This is a genomic window from Bradyrhizobium genosp. A, from assembly GCF_049949275.1.
In the GTDB taxonomy this organism is placed as follows: Bacteria; Pseudomonadota; Alphaproteobacteria; order Rhizobiales; family Xanthobacteraceae; genus Bradyrhizobium.
The window spans coordinates 192,058-207,395 of sequence record NZ_CP188196.1; the positions used below are offsets into that span (position 1 = coordinate 192,058).

Below are 15,338 nucleotides of genomic sequence, written 5' to 3' on the forward strand. Positions count from 1 at the left end.
GGCGATTAGCACAGAGCAGGGATTCGAGATCGCTGGAGCCGCCGCTTGTCCACGTGTTCCGCCGGCTTGTGTACAGCCGCGAACTCCAATTTGGCGGCAGCTTGCTGCCAAATGGCCTCGCTCACGCGGCGAGTGCCGGGTCTTCCTTCTCGCCGGTGGCGACGATCCGCAGCACGCCGTCCGGGAAGGGGCCGCTGCAGCGACTTCGCCTCGTCCCAAGGGGCGCGGAGCCAGACCTCGTACTCCTTTGCGGTCGCCAGGATCACCGGCATCGCCTTGGGGTGGACGGGCTTGACCTCCGCGTTCGGCTCGCAGGTGAGGAATCCGAAGACGTCGGTGGTGATCTCGCCTTCCTTCGCCTTGCGGACACTGGTCCAATTGGTCCACAGCCCGGCAAATGCGATCAGAGGTCACGTCTCGTCCAGCGCGAACCAGACCGGCACTTTCTTGCCGTCGATCGTGTCGTACTCGGAAAAGGAAGTGAACGGCACCAGGCAGCGATGCTCCGGTCCGAGCCATCGCTTCCAGTGAGCGCTGCTGACATTCCTGATGTTGGTCGTGCCACCATCCGGCTCCATCCGGAGCAATTCCTTGAAATCGACGGTCTTGCCCTTGGCCTGCAATTTCTCAGCGCGCGTCTTCGTCGCGTCCATCAAAGCCCGCCGCGAGCTCGGCATGCCCCAGCGTGCCATGACGATCTCGCGTCCCTCGGCACCATTGCGTACTATCGGTGCAGGATAGTCGGGAAAAATGCCTGGCATCGATGGCAGGTTGCCGACATCGCTGTTCGGCGCGCTGAACAGGCGACGGATCGCGTCGACGTTTCTTGTCATCGAATAAAGATTGCACACGATCAAGTCTCCGGAGCGGCGATGCGGGAGCGCGACGTCAGTTGCAGCAGCGTGGCGGACGGCCGACGCCCGGCCTTAGCACATTTGCTGCAGCGGAGCCGGCTGCCCAAGTCGTGGACAAATGTGGTCGGCGGATGGCGCAGCGCCGCCAGATCGACGTCCCGTTTCATCTTGCAACGCGAGCATTCGATCTCGAGGGAGGCAAAGCCCCCCGTTGATGGCCTGGTCGACGGTGGGTGATGGATCAATCGGCCCGCCATTCGCCCACATGCGCTCGTTCCAGGATTCGCAGAGCAACTTGTCGGCCTGACGGATGGGAGCTTCGCCTTTGGCCCGGGCTTCGGCGGCCTGTCCCGCGAGAATCGTCGTCATCGCGCGTGCCCGGCCGAGCTCCTTGGTGAGCGCCTTGCGGTCTCCTCCGGAGAGGGGCGTCGGGTGATGTTTCGGTGCCATGGCGGCATCCAGTTCCGGACGCGCCGGCGACTACTCGAACACAGGCCAGCAGCCGTCTTCCTCGTGGCGCCCGGTCCGCTGGGTGCAGGTATTGTCCAACAGCCGCTGTCCGACGTCCTTCCAGAGCGCGTCCGAACCATAGAGACGAGCGGCATCTACCTTCTGGATCTCGACCACCCTGGCGCAGCGGCGGCAGCCCACCCTCAGAATATGTTGAGCAATTTGGCTCAGCCGCAGCGTCCCGCCGAAGGGGCTTGCCATCCTGGTTTCGGCGCGGGGGTCGTCCAGAAGTGCCCGCCAGTACTCCAGCGGCAGATCATCGTCCGGAGCCAATTCGGGTTTCGGCGGCACGCTTTTGCGGACGCCAGCGACGATTTTTTCCATTTGCTTGGGGGTCGGCATGCGCCAGCTCGCGGGTCGATCGGCCATGTCCGACTAGAACATAACAAGAACATGAGAGTCGAGCCCTAGCCATAAAAATGGTGTTGCATTGTGTCCGGCTGTCGGAACCATGGTCTGCCGTTCGTCTTGAATCCGGCCACACTTGTTTCGGAGTACCGCGTTTCATGGCCCCCCGTGCCAACTGGAAAGGCTTTCTGCGCCTGTCCCTGGTGACCTGTCCGGTTGCGCTCTATCCCGCGACTTCGGAGAGCGAGAAAATCTCGTTCAACCAGCTCAACCGCCAGACCGGACACCGCATCAAGTACCTGAAGGTCGACGCCGACACCGGCGAGGAAGTGGCCAACGAGGACATCGTCAAGGGGTACGAACTCGACAAGGGCCAGTTCATCGAGGTCACGAAGGAGGAGCTCGATGAGATCGCGCTTGAGTCCACGCGCACCATCGAGATCGACGAGTTCGTCGACAAGGCTGAGATCGACCCCCGCTACCTGATCCGGCCCTACTACCTGCGGCCTGACGGCAAAGTCGGCCACGATGCCTTCGCCGTGATCCGCGAGACCATCCGCGAGATGGACAAGGTCGCGATCGGTCGGGTGGTGCTGACCAACCGCGAGCACATCATCGCGCTCGAACCGCTCGACAAGGGTCTCGTCGGCACGCTGCTCCGCTACCCCTACGAAGTGCGCGGCGAGCAGGAGTATTTCGACGAGATCCAGGACGTCAAGGTGACGAAGGACATGCTGGATCTCGCTAGGCACATCGTGAACCAGAAGGCGGGCCGCTTCGAGCCCGAGAAGTTCGAGGACCACTACGAGACAGCGCTCATTGACCTGATCAACAGGAAGCGCGCCGGCAAGCCGATCACTCCGAAGGAGCGGCCCGCGGCGACCAACGTGGTCGACCTGATGGAGGCGCTGCGGCGGAGCGTCGGCCGGGAGGCCGCACCGGCGAAGGCCGCCAAGCCGGCAAAGAAACCGCGCAAGGCATCGAGTGGTCAGAAGGAGATGCTGATGCCGATCGAGGGCAAGAAGCCGAAGGAGACGGCAGCGAAGAAGCCGGCGGCCAAACCGCAGCGGAAGTCAGCCTGAGGTCGGAATAGGAGGACCGCATGGATGTGAAAGAAGCTTCCGCGATGACCGAAGCCTCTAGCCTGGTCGACGACCCGGACGCTGGCGGCGCACCGCAGCCGAGCGGCCAGACGGAATCGGCTGGGACCCGAAGGTCGCTGCGCCAGCCTTCGACCGAGGCGGCACTGCGTTGGGCCGAGCGGCTGCGCAAGGTGACGGTGCAGGCCCCATTGTCCTCGCTCTTCGTCGCGTTCCTACTCGGCACCTGGATCGCGCGCGGGCGCTAGGACCAGGCCGCAGGGCTGCCGACATCCATGGTAAGGAAGCTCAAGACATTTCAGACGTCGCTGGGTTTCTACGATCTCGCGATCGCGGCGCCGTCGATGAAGGCTGCGCTCGACGCCTGGGGTGCTGGCAGCAATCTCTTCCATCAGGGTGTCGCCAAGGAGGCGGACGACCCCGACGTGGTCGCCGCAACGATGTCGAAGCCAGGCGTGGTGCTCAAGCGCCCGGCGGGATCGAACGGGCGCTTCGCCGAGCACTCCGATCTCCCGACCGACCTGGGATCCGGCGAGAACCGGTCTCGGCGGGAGAGACATCGGCCGAAGCCGGTGAAGCGAGCTGCTCTCAAGATCGGCGAACGAGAATCCCGAAAGGCCGCGGCCGACTTCGAGGAGAGGAAACGCCGCGAAGCCGAGCGCCGGCGGGAAGAGGCCGCGCGAGAAAGGGATCGCGAGCGGCGCAAGAAGGCGATGGACAAAGCGCAAGCGGCACTGGACAAGGCCGAGCGCGAGCATGGCAAAAAAGCAGCGGCTATCCAAGCCGAGCTCGAGACCATCGAGAAGCGGTCACGCGCCGAGGATGACCGGTGGAAAAAGGAAAGAGAACGGCTGCAAGCCGCACTGCAACGTGCACGGGATTAGGGCCTTGCAGCTAGTATTAACTGTTCCGCCATTCCTCATTACGCGCCAGTAGTCCGGCAAGCCGCTAAAAGAAGCAACCGTTTCAGATCATCGGTCCTTCCTCGCCGCCGATCATGACGCGCGCTTCTAGAGCAGCTTCCAGGAAACCCATGGGTTCAACTATTTCCGCCCGGGCCCAATGTTGGGCCAACATGCTCCATAGATCTTGAAACGGTAATTCGATCTCCTCGGCGCGAGCCATCAGGAGAGTTGTGAGTTCATGGAGGGACTCGCCCTCGAGATGCAGGAGGGCTGGGTGCTGAATCTGTCCAGTTGTATGGGACCGATAGATTTCGGTGAGCATCGCTAGCATGCGGCTGACTGCCTCCGAGGCGGTCCATCCGCTCGGCAACGCCAAGCGATCGTCATCTATTTTTTCGCGTGATAGCAGGGTGCTGCAGTAGGGTATGGCCACTCTCGCCCAGTCCAGCTTCAGCGCGCGACGGACATCATCGACCGTTTCTGAGCCGGTGACGTGAATGGTCCGGCATGCCTCGTATACACGTCGCGGGAGGCCCCCGGCCGAACCAGTGATGAGGTCGACAATCCTCTCGCTACTCGGCGCTCCACCTTCCGCGAGGAAACGTTTCGCAAGTTGGCCGGCATCGATCCGGTCAAGTGGCACGAGGCGATAGATGTCCGAACGCGACTGGCCCGTTAAACTCATTTCCTCCAGGTTCGTGACCGTAAGAATAAAACGGGTGACGTCCGATCTGGCCTCGAGCGTCTTGAGACACATATCGACCACACGCGGGGCCTTGTCGGGATTCGCAATCAATATTGGTCGATGACGCGCAAATGAGGCATAGCGGATATCAGATAACAGGCACTCTTGTACGTAGTTGGCGGCATTAGCGGCGCCGGCATCAAATTCGATGAAATCCAGGGCACGGCCAACTTCAAACTCGATGCATGACTCGCACGTTCCGCAAGGTGGCTCGCCCGTGGTGTCCTCGCACAAGAGACCCTTTGCATAAAGCCGCCCAAGTGTTCTCTTGCCCACGCCCTCTGGCCCGCACAAAATGATCGGAGTGCCGTTCTCGGGGTGCCGCAAGCGTCGGCGCAAACCATCCACCGCGACTTGGTGTCCGATCACTTGCTCAAAAGAAGTCGGCCCATTTTGAGAGCAGTGCGCCTCCGGTAGAACGCGTTCACCGCCCTCGTCGTCATCCACCGCGGGCTCGTCCGCGAAAAGGAGCCGCAAGCGCGCGACCCAACGTGGCTCGCCGGGTTTCACCTCTGCCAGCTCTCGCGCCAGGACCCGCACCAAGGCTCCTTGCACGGTCTCTGGCTCCTCCCCTTCTGATCGAGCAAGCCGGGTGACCTGCTCAACCGCCGACCACAAGCCACACATCGGGTCGCCCCCGTGTAGTCGAGGCAATCGGCGGATGAACTCGCGACCCAATTGGTCGACCTCGACGAGACTTGCGTCTGCTAGCGGCCTGATTGCGGAACCCCGAGATCCGATGGCACAAAAGCGAGGGGTCCAAGCCAAAAGAACGGCCGTCCATAACAGGACGCTGGTTTTCGGCCGCTCGGGTTCGTTAGAAGTGTCTCGCGCTCGTCTACTACCGCCGCTTCCGCCACGAGACGCTTTGCGCGCCATCGTCACGAAGAGATTTTGGGACAGTCTCCCCAGCTCATCCGCTAGCTCGCGTCCAGTTCGGCCACTTGGGAATCGAGCGGCGAGGCCTTGGAGCAGATCGGACAACATGAGCGGCTCGCTTGACTCGACTAGCCCGCGAAGGGGTCGGAGCAACTCGTTGCGAGACGCGCGCCGATCGGCCATCGCGCCCTCGTTCGAAAAGATGCCGGTTTCCGGATCGACATGGAGCAGAACCACCCTGTCGAACTCTTGCTTGAGACTAGGCAAGTCCAGACATCCGCCATCCGCGACAACCCTCTCGAAATAGTCGCGAAATGTCTTTTGATCCAATAGGCAGTCAACCGCGACGGCGACGTCACGCACGAGATATCGCAGGATTGCATCCAACGTCTCGGGTGAGACGATCGGCTCCTCAACTACGAGGCACTTTCCTCTGGCGTCGGGCCATGACGGTCGCTTGAATAAGGCGTGGTTTTCTGGAACGAGCACAGCGAGAGGGCGGTCTTGGTCTGTCAAGGCTCCTAGGACGGCGTCAAGCTCGGATATCTTGCTGCGCCCGACTGGCCAATCGCAGAGGACAAGGCTTGGGAACAGGCCATCGCCAGCGCTCAGATAGGGCAGTTCAACCGGAGTGCAGGGCGCCACCTCAGCACCATCCCGCTCCGCGATTGCGCGCAGTGACCTCTTGACCGATCCGCGCAACAGACCGCTTCGATAACGATAGACGAGCGGCCGTGCGAGAGTGACGGGAGGATCCAGCAGAAATCCGACGTCGAGCATGGGGCGATTCCCTACTGAAGCCACCAGCCACGCCATCGTCGTGGGCGGCTCTCCGGTCCCTGGCTCCAGCTAGCCTCGAGCTTTCCAATTTCGATCCGCCGCTTGTCCGCGTCCGACCACAATCGCTTAATGTCCGACAACTTTCGCGTCCGCTCCTCGAGTTCTCGTTGCCGATCAAGATATTCGTTCCGCTCCCAGCCCTTGCGAATCCAAGGCCATGCTTGAGCGTCAAATGCGGACAGAAACTCCATGTTGCTCGCGCGTGCGCCCTCGATCGCGGCCGAGCTCAGGGCGCCGGAAAACTCCAACACGGGGTGTCGTATCGGCCCCGTTTGCCTCCGAAGCGCTCTTGGCACCCGGAGATCATCCAGCAGTCGGCGAGCGCTGCCGAACCCGCCCTCCCCGTCTTGGGCCACGGCACAAAGCGTGAGTACGCAGTTCCAATGGAACCTCATGGCACGCGCGTCCGGCACACCTTGGCACGCGTTCAGACGCACTAACAAACCATCCCCGTCGTCCGATTGAAGGCTTTCGCACCATGCATGAAGCGCATCTTCCGCCGCAGGCGACTCGACGAGCCCCGGCAAGTGCGCGACCACGCGTCCGAGCACGCCACCAAGCTCGCGTTCATACGTCGTGACGCTGGCAAACTGCGCGCTCGCCAGAGAGAAGTTCTCGCTCAGCTCCTCGCGAAATCGCCTAATGGCCGCGATAGCGCTGGCTTCAGATGACCGCGCTCGCCACGATGGATAGATGGTGAACGCCGCGTTCAAAGCCTGGCCATGGTGCTGAACAAACGCCGACGCTCTGTTGATGACCTCCCGAACATGCGCAGGTCCAAGGTACTGGTCTCCTGGGCCGGCAAGCGCGATATCGGCCGCCGGAGCGTCAACGATCGGCTCGATGGAATGCGGCGTGGATACCAGCTGTGACCGCGCGCCAGTCTTGCGCGGGAGACTTCGGAGCTTGAACTCCAGCCCTTCATGCTGCAAACGTCTGTTTACGAGATCTTCAAATAGACAGAGCTGGAGCTGTGCGGCTTCCTCGTCGATGGAGCGCGCTCGCGACCAGAAATCCAGCATCACGGTCCAGTACGGGATCAGCTCGCTTGGTACACTGACCCCGAGCCGCGAGCAGAAGGCCGCCAGGATCCTAGCCCGCTCGTTGCTTAGTGTATCAAGCAACGCGTCGATGACGATCTTGCGACCAAGCAATTCATTGTAATGTATCGACGTCAGAAGCGTCTGTACCGCTTGGATCTTAGAGCTCAGCCGCTCGCGCCAGCGTCCCATGGCGGCAATTTGTGAGGACGCATCCCCCGTTCCAAGCGCCAGAAAATACTCGATCAACGACTCGGCGTCGTGGACCGCGAAAAGCGACTTGACCGCCTCAACGGTCACGCCGCGGCCGAGACCCGCCACTTGGCCCAGACCATTGAGCAAATCGCGAGGGTGGCCCTGCTTCACGCAGCCAAGCAGCAGCAGTGCATCTCGATCGTAAGAAATGCCCTCCAGCTTCGCGATCGATTCCAGGAAGTCGACGGCGTCCGGGGCACTCAGCGGACGCACCTCCAAGGGGAGCGTTCGGGATTTCAGGGTAGGCTTGAGTTCCCAGGGTTCGGTGGTCGCCAAGGCGAAGAGGACGCCAGCTCGCGGCTCTTCAACGTCCTTGAGCAAGCTATCCACCGCGGCCGGCTTCAAGGCGTGAGCCTCGTCGAGGAACAGGATCTTCCACTTCGTGGTGGTCGCTTCGCGATTATGCGCGTCGACCCACGCCCGGATGGCGTCCTTGTCGCCACCGCGGCCTGGAACGTCGTATTCGACAAGGCAATCTCCGCTCGCGCGGCAAGACGGACATTGCTCGCAAGGCGAGCCATCTTCGGTCAGGTCCTCGCAGTTCAGCGCCCGGGCAAAAATTCTGACCAGGGTCGTCTTCCCCGATCCGTAGGCTCCTGTAAGTAACAGGTGACTGCCTCGCCGCGCTCGAGCGAGCCCCGATAGCTGCTTGACCACCACATCCTGACCCCAAACATCCTTGAACCGTCGGGGGCGGTACTTGTCGGCCAACATCATGATTCAGGTACCATGCAGGCGTCGTCGTCAGCCGAGGGCATTGAATGGACTGACGAACCTGACGGACATGACGAAGCTGACGGACATGACGAAGCTGGCGAGCCTACTTCCGACGTGGCTCGCCTACCCGGTCCGCTCTGGTCGGTCGCACCGGGCGATTGCCTGGACTTTAATCGGTAGACCGCGCCGGTTTCGATCTTGATTTTGTCGCCGAACGGCACTTCGGGGCGCAAGCAGCAGCGTTCCATCTCCTTGGCAAATTTCTGGGCCGAGATCTCGATGCCGGTCTGCGCGATAAACAGGTCCCGCAGCCCTTGCGCGCGGACACCGTGACGAGTGGTGATATTCCTGACCAGCTCCGATCCCAGATCTAGGTCGGCGACCCAACCGAGCACCCCTGCCGCCTTGGGAGCGGCTTGCTCGTGTTGGAGCAATTTGTCGCGAAACGGCAGCAGCGGACTTGGCGCGAACGCGTCGACCGAGCGCCAGAGCAGCTCATAGTCGATCGCGTTGACGGTGTCCCACACCGACGCGTCTCCCCCCTTGAACGTGGCCCCGTTTCGAAACGGGAGCATCGCGAAACGGCGATGACCGGTGTCATCATCAACCAGTTCATGGATCATCTGATTGGACGTCCCGATCGGAACGCAAGCCTGCCGGACAGCATCCGAGGCTGAGGTGCCGAGCCGGCGTCGCCGAAGCCGATCGGACGTCAGCACGGCCTTGAGCGCCGGCACCATTGACGTCGGGATCCGCTCCATGTCGTCCAGCAAAATGACCGGGAATCGGAAAATGTCGGCGCTTCGGCGGTCCGCGAGGTCGCTGAACAGCGCCGAGTCGGTAGCAAGCTCGCGCAGCGGCGTGAGGAATTTTTTGACGAAGACGGTCTTGCCGGTGCCTTGCGTCGTGCTGAAGATGATGGGCATGCAATGATGCACGACGGTGCGGCGAAGCTGCTTCTGCTTCACGCTCCAACAGAAGTGCTGGAAGAGGGCGATCGCCAGATCGGCGTCCATGTCGAACAGGCTGGCAAGCCGCTGCCACTGGGCACCAGCATGTTCGAGCTCGATTAACGTGCAGGAATCGAACAGCGGTCGAAGCACGGATTGGTAGCGGCGATGCTTCTCCAGCCGCATGACCTGACGCAACGCGGCTGAGAGATCTCCTCGCTTGAGAGGGCTGCCGATGTGGCGGGCGTGCAGAACTAGCTCATCGAGTAGGTCCGACACGTTGGGCGCGTCGACGGCAAGCACGGCATCGATAGCGTCGGGGGTGATGGCCTGCATTGGGCGGCCGCGAAGAAACAAGGTACCGTCAAACAGAACCGCGATTTCGCGCGCGTTCAAATAGTGGCGCACGAAGTTTGTCGCACCTTCGTGAAAAAGTTCGTCAATGCGGGCTGGCGAGACAGGAAGGCTTGGTTCGATCGCCCTGGATTGGCGGTTGAGAGAGGTCACTGGCGACAATGGTGACGCGGGGGCTGCTGCACTCGGCCCGGGATTGTTCTGAATTTGTTGCATTTGGACACTTGCCACCGCCGCCGCGATCGCTGCGGCGGCGCTTGTTGTGGGAGCAGAGATCGTTAGATCATGCCGGAGGCGCGAAGCATTTGTGCATGCCGGCCGTTGCCCGAGGCCGCGCGCCGGTAAAGGGCCTCGACGCGGGGATGGTCGTACGGGAAGAGACCAGAATACTCCAGGTTGTGAGCTAGCTCTTCTCCATCATAGATCTGCTCAAGGTGTGATATTTCTTCCAACTGATCCGAATCGGTCGAGAGATCGATCGCAGGCATTAAAGCCTCCTCCAATTATTTAAGAAGCCGGTGTGGCTCCTCTAGGTTAGGGGACACGGCCCACTGGCAATCGGTCCCGGTTTTGCTCATGAATCTCTTTTCTCCACTTATTCAACATCTTGTTCAGACGGACTGCCGGACGATCCCCCAGATGCTGTAGGCCGGCTTGCCGCTGGGCGCATTTTTTGGAGTTAATTACTTAGAATGTTCAACTTGCCAGCGACTTGGTATCAAAATACCTTCTAGGTAGGGCTAGGCCTATCTAGGTCAGACAGACAGACAGACACGCACCCCTGCACCTGGTTGCCTGCAATTGCTCGGACCGAGTCCGGCGGATCGCGCCCACGTTATTCCCGGCTAAGGACATACATAGCCAGCCCCTCATGGGCTCCGCGCCTCCAGAGATGGGGATCTCGCGGACAAGACCGAATGGCATCGGACAAAGCAAACAGTGAGAACACTGAATGCAGGAGTAGGCTCCGGTGACTCCCGACCTACAGCAGTTGCGCGATTAATGGATCTGTCGCCCAATAGCCCCGTCATATGAAGTGGCGCGTAAAGGCCGACAGAATGACCCCGGCCTACCCGTAACAGGGTGCGCTTATCCAAAGACTGACCGACGGCGTGGCTCCGGGTTTCGGACACCCCATCGACAGCAGCTTCGCCCGCGCAGGCGAAGCTGTGCCCTTCGGGCACAGAAACCTCCCTCCGACGTCCACCAGGTTTCGAGAATCCGCAGGGACGCGTATCCGAAATCTCCGAATTCCGTACACCCCTCGGTCAATTACCGTCCCGCCCACAGTGATTGGAACCTCAGCGACGCGGCTCCAAGTTTCTATATCGCAAATCACGTCTAGTCGAACTAACTGGAGCGCACCGCATGATTATCGGGAACGGCTTTAAGAGGCTGGAACAACGCGTCACTACTGCCCTCTACGACGGACGACTTAGTTCGAAAGAGGCGGGATTCCTGCAGAACATACTTCGTAAAATCGAACTCTATCGGGATCGAGCTTTCGTCAGCGACGATCAGGCGAGTTGGCTCTTCACGATCCTTACCAATTTCGAGCGTGGAAAACCCGCGAGTACTAGGCCGCGCCGCCGGAAATCGACCTGCGCACCTCCTTTGCATTCATCACCCGATCAAGGCTCGGAATTGGACCGGCTTTGGAGAATCCTCGCCGGTCTGGACAACGTCGACTGGACCGAAGAGGAGAAGCCCGAAGCTTTCGACATCAGCAAAGCAATCGAGCGAGATGACGGCGTCGAGGTCCTCAAGGAACCGTAAACTCAGGTGTATGATCCGGCGCCAAACGAGCCCTCGTATCTGTGGCCAGCTTAATCGCAGCACAATCTCCTAGTCGTCAACATCGTCGTCTTCTCGCCGAATCTCTCTCGCCACAACGGCCACAACAAAGAGAGAGACACCTTGACCAACACAGAAGCAACGACGCCGACCTACACTTCATCAGGTATCCGAGGGCGACTATCCAAATATCGACAGCTCGCGCGCACACCATGGGTGCCGGAACGGCTGCTCCAGCAGTTCGGAGGCATGTGCGAGATCGACTCGCGCTTCCGGCGGGCGGCACGCCTCCTCCAGATTTTGTGGATGCGCGATCAAGGCATTCCGAACGCTGCGGTGGAAGAGCGCGGCGGCCACCTTGGCTCCTACCTTCGAGCCGACGCGGCCGAATCCGGGCGGAACTTCATCTCCCCCCAGATTCACTTACTTGCCCTCCGTGAACTTCTGCTTCGTGAGGAGGACGCGGCAATCGATGAGGATCGCCTCATCGGCAATACGTTGAGTTCTATGCCGCTCGTTTTCAATTCGTTCGGTCCACTAGCGCTGGACACGAAGTTGGCGACAGCTGTCTTCCGCCAAATGTTGCCCGAATTCGTCCACTCCGTCGAACGAATCGCCTTCGAGCATAGTCCCGGCCGGCGCGACGACCGCTTCCTTGCGGACCGCTCCGCGTTCGACGTCGCCGTTCATATCACGACGCCCGAGGGCGAAGCTGGCATCGTCTACGTTGAGGTGAAGTATTCTGAGGAGATGACGGGGCCCGTGGCCCGATGGCGGGAGCGCTACGATCAGGCGCTGAAAGAGGTTCGTCTCTACAAGAACCCCGATAGCGTCATCCTTCGATCGGCACCGATCGAACAATTGATGCGCGAACACATGCTGGCTCAGCTCTCCGTGGACCACGGCATCACACCACGAGCCATGTTCATCGGCATTGGGCCCCGCCTCAACCGGCGCGTCGATGCCGCCTTCCGCGTCTACGCCAACGAGCTGCTTCCGGTCGCGGATGATGATCCCACCAGGGTTCATTTCCGTCATTTCACCCTGGAGACATTGATCGAGGCCATCGACATGGCAGGCGACCAGGAGACGGCGGACCAGCTTTGGAAACGCTACTGCGACTTCCAGCGCGTCTATGATGCCGCGCTCGCAGTCGTTGCTCCAAAGGCACAGTGCAGCGAGCCACCGAATTCTGCGATGGCTACACCCGCGGCCGACGCCAAGAGGAAGACGCGGCCTCGCAAAGCGGGCTCCCGCACCAGACGCACTCAACCGGACGGCCAGGCCGCTGTCTCCGACCCTGCGGAGGTCTCTCATGGTTGAGATAGATCTGCTCACCGTCGAAGATCGGGTTCGACTCTTGGTCAACGCCTTGGCCGGCGAACGGGATCATTTTCCGGTCGTCAAACTCTTCACGCCTGACGCGGGCGCGACGTGGTTACTCACCGAGTGCGACCCGGATGAACCGGATCGCTTGTTTGGCCTCTGCGATCTTGGTCTCAATTGTCCTGAGCTCGGGTATGTCCAGCTAACGGAAATCAAGGAGATCAGAGGTCGGCTCGGCCTTCCCGTGGAACGGGACCTTCATTTCACCGCGGACAAGCCGATTTCGGCATACGCCGACGAAGCACGAGTCAAGGGTCGCATCGTTGCCTAGTAAAAGGAAACAATGCCCTCATCAATGGGAGCACGAGCCCCGCTGCCAACCCGCCTTCGTCAATCACTACGAATGCGATGGCTGCGGGGCAGTCTGGGAGGACACTTGGTCCTGCGGCTGCGACGACGAATGTCCGAACTGTCGAGTTAATAAAAGCCCGAGTCGCTCTCAAAAAATAGCTCCTTGCGCCTGCGACTATCTCGGGCGCTGACGATGCAAGCAGGAATTCCAAGGCCCGCAGCCGACGATGTGATAGGCGTGCGGAACATCTCCCTTCATCTGCCCCACCATCCCGCGACTGGCAGCATAGACCCGGCGCACCGCAATAGGTGAGACCGGATCGATGACAACACCGGTGAAGAGCGGATGAGAGACCGCGAGATTAACAAGCCAAATTCATGGAACGGCAAGGCGCTGAACGGCGATTGGCTGTTAACGCTGAAGATCGATGGTGTCCGCGCCATCTGGCACGACGAGCACGGCTGGCTGAGCCGGGCGGACAAGCAGCTCTACAACATCCCGCCGTGGACGGATGGCCCGCGCGACTGCGAGGTGTACGTTGGCACCTTTCGCGACACCATCAGGGCGACCCGCACGAAACATCTGAAGCCCGGCACCCCACCGATCCTGCGCGAGCACCTCTATGGGCTCGATCCGCTCGACGCTCGGCTCAACCAAGGCAGGCTGACCGACCCTAGCGTGAACGACATCCTCGACCAGCTCAGCCGCGCCCAATCATTGGGTTACGAGGGCGTCGTCCTTCGGCAGAATGACCGCTGGATCAAGGTCAAGCCGGAGGAGACGCACGACGTCGCAATCACCGGATTCTGCGAGGGCGGGGGCAAGCACGTCGGACGGCTGGGGTTCGTCACCACCACGCAGGGCGATGTGGGCAGCGGCTTCTCCGAGGAGGAACGAGCGGCCCTCTGGGCTGAGGCTGAGGCCGGAACGCTGGTCGGGCAGATGATCGAGGTGAGTTGCATGATGCTCACCCCGGACGGCATGTTTCGCCATCCGAGGTTCGTTCGCATGCGGCCGGACAAACTCGCCGCGCAGTCCCCGTATTGACAGAAGGACCGGCCCGAAGGAGCAGCGGTCCGCGAGGAGCAATCTGGGCTGCTCGCCCGAGGCATTGAGTGATTATGGAGTGATTATGGTCATCAATCTCGCCTTCGCCGCAACGTCTGGGCCCTCGCCGGACAATGTCCTGACGCCTCTCGCACGAACCGCCTATTTGTCTAAATGAGCGCTGGTTGGCCATCGCTCCGCCTATGGCGCAAAAAAATCAGCCGGCAGGCGCTGCTCATCCCACTATATTTTTTGCCCCGCCGATCCGCCCACCACCTCCCCTCCCCACCCTACCTTCCCCTACCCTTTGCACTTCAGCGCAAAGAGTAAAGGAGAGAGGTGAACGCCACCAGACGGCCCACTCCCATTGCACCGCCCCGAAGTCGGCTTGCTGATTCCACATCACCGGATTTTTCGCGCTATGCTAAGCTTCATCCCGGGCGCTCAGCCTCGGTCGCGTGGCTTACGACCCGTTCACTGGGCTCGACGTGACCGGCCGGCGACCCATCCGTCGTGCATCCTCGGATGAGGATCTGCAACGGGTGTGTCCGATTGGGCCCTTTGAGAACTTGGCCGCCTCTCTGATTAGGCGCCTTACCAGTATCGAAGGCGACTGCGCCATCCGCTCCCAGTCCTTCGTCCGCGCCTCCTCAAGACGGCGCCTCCAAAATAGAATTGGCCGCATAGGATCGGCCTTCAAAGCTAACGGATCTTCATCGGATTAACCCGCAACGATTGCGTCGCCCTTGTACCATTGCTTTTGCAACACTTAGACGAGTCCGACGAATGCCGAAACATTCTGACCTACGAAACGAATCAACTGCGATGCTTCGTGCGAATCTTCCCAGAGCAGCGACGAGGGGTACCGGCACGTAAGGGACTCGGAAGCGTGACGTAGCCTGATGACTTGCAAGGTGCGAAGCTCAAAGAGCCCCCAACCGGGGGCTCTTTTTCTAACTCCGCCGATGGTGCCCACGAAAAACCTCACTTCTTCTTGCGTCCCTTTCTAAGGGTCGCCGGAGGCTTTTCACCGTGCTTGGGCGCTAGCAGCAATTCACCCACCGTAACCTCCAAAGCAGCCGCGAGCCGGTCCAGAGTTTCGACCGTCGGGTTTTCAACCCCTCGCTCAATCCGTCCGACGTAGGAGCGGTCAACACCGGCGTCCACCGCCAATGCCTCCTGAGACAAGCCGCGCCTCACGCGAAGCCGCCTAAGATTCCAAGCCACCAGAGCCGTCGCCTTCATAGGCAGAAGAGACGGCTTTGCGGTCCTTTAAAACACGGATTATACTGCCCCTATTTCAACATTCGCTTCGGGCTGAA

Annotated in this window: 13 protein-coding genes and 2 pseudogenes; 7 read left to right on the forward strand and 8 right to left on the reverse strand. The window is 60.8% G+C overall.

From position 1 onward, the window contains the following. Window positions 1-121: 121 nt before the first annotated feature. From ACP2YP_RS00825 to ACP2YP_RS00835, 3 genes and pseudogenes are all read right to left on the reverse strand, one after another. Window positions 122-851: pseudogene (locus ACP2YP_RS00825) on the reverse strand (SOS response-associated peptidase). A 2-nt stretch (window positions 852-853) separates the two neighbouring features. After that, window positions 854-1,304: pseudogene (locus tag ACP2YP_RS00830) on the reverse strand (hypothetical protein). A gap of 30 nt (window positions 1,305-1,334) precedes the next feature. Continuing rightward, complete coding sequence (locus ACP2YP_RS00835) at window positions 1,335-1,733, reverse strand: hypothetical protein (RefSeq protein ID WP_426421777.1); 399 nt, start codon at window positions 1,731-1,733, stop codon at window positions 1,335-1,337. Window positions 1,734-1,870: 137 nt separating this feature from the next. Between ACP2YP_RS00835 and ACP2YP_RS00840 the strand changes: the two genes are divergently transcribed. The 3 genes from ACP2YP_RS00840 to ACP2YP_RS00850 are packed head-to-tail and all read left to right on the forward strand — an operon-like array spanning window position 1,871 to window position 3,696. Next, window positions 1,871-2,794 carry a Ku protein gene (locus tag ACP2YP_RS00840; RefSeq protein ID WP_426421778.1) on the forward strand — a complete coding sequence of 308 codons (924 nt, stop codon included), beginning with the start codon at window positions 1,871-1,873 and terminating at the stop codon, window positions 2,792-2,794. Window positions 2,795-2,814: 20 nt separating this feature from the next. Next, complete coding sequence (locus ACP2YP_RS00845; RefSeq protein WP_426421779.1) at window positions 2,815-3,060, forward strand: hypothetical protein; 246 nt, start codon at window positions 2,815-2,817, stop codon at window positions 3,058-3,060. A 27-nt stretch (window positions 3,061-3,087) separates the two neighbouring features. Further along, window positions 3,088-3,696 (forward strand): cell envelope biogenesis protein TolA, encoded by a 609-nt coding sequence (locus ACP2YP_RS00850; protein WP_426421780.1) that lies wholly within the window; start codon window positions 3,088-3,090, stop codon window positions 3,694-3,696. 82 nt (window positions 3,697-3,778) lie between these two features. On the opposite strand, the gene ACP2YP_RS00855 is transcribed toward ACP2YP_RS00850, so the two are convergent. The 4 genes from ACP2YP_RS00855 to ACP2YP_RS00870 all read right to left on the reverse strand — a co-directional run bounded on the left by ACP2YP_RS00855 (window position 3,779) and on the right by ACP2YP_RS00870 (window position 9,985). Beyond that, window positions 3,779-4,909: a hypothetical protein gene (locus ACP2YP_RS00855; RefSeq protein WP_426421781.1), complete on the reverse strand. Its 1,131-nt coding sequence runs from the start codon at window positions 4,907-4,909 to the stop codon at window positions 3,779-3,781. Between the two features lie 1,223 nt (window positions 4,910-6,132). Further along, window positions 6,133-8,193 (reverse strand): AAA family ATPase, encoded by a 2,061-nt coding sequence (locus ACP2YP_RS00860; protein WP_426421782.1) that lies wholly within the window; start codon window positions 8,191-8,193, stop codon window positions 6,133-6,135. Next, a complete protein-coding gene (locus ACP2YP_RS00865; protein ID WP_426421783.1) occupies window positions 8,190-9,713 on the reverse strand; it encodes a VapE domain-containing protein in 1,524 nt (507 codons plus the stop codon). Before ACP2YP_RS00865 ends, ACP2YP_RS00860 begins: the two co-directional genes overlap by 4 nt. A gap of 62 nt (window positions 9,714-9,775) precedes the next feature. Continuing rightward, window positions 9,776-9,985, reverse strand: a complete 210-nt coding sequence (locus tag ACP2YP_RS00870; RefSeq protein ID WP_426421784.1) for a hypothetical protein — start codon at window positions 9,983-9,985, stop codon at window positions 9,776-9,778. Window positions 9,986-10,865: 880 nt separating this feature from the next. On the opposite strand from ACP2YP_RS00870, the gene ACP2YP_RS00875 reads away from it, so the two are divergent. The 4 genes from ACP2YP_RS00875 (at window position 10,866) to ACP2YP_RS00890 (ending at window position 14,016) form a co-directional block, all read left to right on the forward strand. Next, window positions 10,866-11,273, forward strand: a complete 408-nt coding sequence (locus tag ACP2YP_RS00875; protein ID WP_426421785.1) for a hypothetical protein — start codon at window positions 10,866-10,868, stop codon at window positions 11,271-11,273. A 141-nt stretch (window positions 11,274-11,414) separates the two neighbouring features. Next, a complete protein-coding gene (locus ACP2YP_RS00880) occupies window positions 11,415-12,614 on the forward strand; it encodes a PGN_0703 family putative restriction endonuclease (protein WP_426421786.1) in 1,200 nt (399 codons plus the stop codon). Further along, the gene (locus tag ACP2YP_RS00885) at window positions 12,607-12,948 is read left to right on the forward strand and encodes a DUF2958 domain-containing protein (RefSeq protein WP_426421787.1); all 342 of its coding nucleotides are present in this window, start codon (window positions 12,607-12,609) and stop codon (window positions 12,946-12,948) included. Before ACP2YP_RS00880 ends, ACP2YP_RS00885 begins: the two co-directional genes overlap by 8 nt. A gap of 366 nt (window positions 12,949-13,314) precedes the next feature. Beyond that, the gene (locus ACP2YP_RS00890) at window positions 13,315-14,016 is read left to right on the forward strand and encodes a hypothetical protein (protein WP_426421788.1); all 702 of its coding nucleotides are present in this window, start codon (window positions 13,315-13,317) and stop codon (window positions 14,014-14,016) included. Window positions 14,017-15,000: 984 nt separating this feature from the next. Here ACP2YP_RS00890 and ACP2YP_RS00895 read toward each other — a convergent pair. Continuing rightward, window positions 15,001-15,261, reverse strand: a complete 261-nt coding sequence (locus ACP2YP_RS00895; protein ID WP_426421789.1) for a helix-turn-helix domain-containing protein — start codon at window positions 15,259-15,261, stop codon at window positions 15,001-15,003. Window positions 15,262-15,338: the final 77 nt, after the last annotated feature.

Coding starts and splice junctions, on each gene's coding strand:
- ACP2YP_RS00835 (WP_426421777.1), bottom strand. CDS start 1,733: ATGGCCGATCGACCCGCGAGCTGGCGCATGCCGACCCCCAAGCAAATG.
- ACP2YP_RS00840 (WP_426421778.1), top strand. CDS start 1,871: ATGGCCCCCCGTGCCAACTGGAAAGGCTTTCTGCGCCTGTCCCTGGTG.
- ACP2YP_RS00845 (WP_426421779.1), top strand. CDS start 2,815: ATGGATGTGAAAGAAGCTTCCGCGATGACCGAAGCCTCTAGCCTGGTC.
- ACP2YP_RS00850 (WP_426421780.1), top strand. CDS start 3,088: ATGGTAAGGAAGCTCAAGACATTTCAGACGTCGCTGGGTTTCTACGAT.
- ACP2YP_RS00860 (WP_426421782.1), bottom strand. CDS start 8,193: ATGATGTTGGCCGACAAGTACCGCCCCCGACGGTTCAAGGATGTTTGG.
- ACP2YP_RS00865 (WP_426421783.1), bottom strand. CDS start 9,713: ATGCAACAAATTCAGAACAATCCCGGGCCGAGTGCAGCAGCCCCCGCG.
- ACP2YP_RS00870 (WP_426421784.1), bottom strand. CDS start 9,985: ATGCCTGCGATCGATCTCTCGACCGATTCGGATCAGTTGGAAGAAATA.
- ACP2YP_RS00875 (WP_426421785.1), top strand. CDS start 10,866: ATGATTATCGGGAACGGCTTTAAGAGGCTGGAACAACGCGTCACTACT.
- ACP2YP_RS00885 (WP_426421787.1), top strand. CDS start 12,607: ATGGTTGAGATAGATCTGCTCACCGTCGAAGATCGGGTTCGACTCTTG.
- ACP2YP_RS00890 (WP_426421788.1), top strand. CDS start 13,315: ATGAGAGACCGCGAGATTAACAAGCCAAATTCATGGAACGGCAAGGCG.
- ACP2YP_RS00895 (WP_426421789.1), bottom strand. CDS start 15,261: ATGAAGGCGACGGCTCTGGTGGCTTGGAATCTTAGGCGGCTTCGCGTG.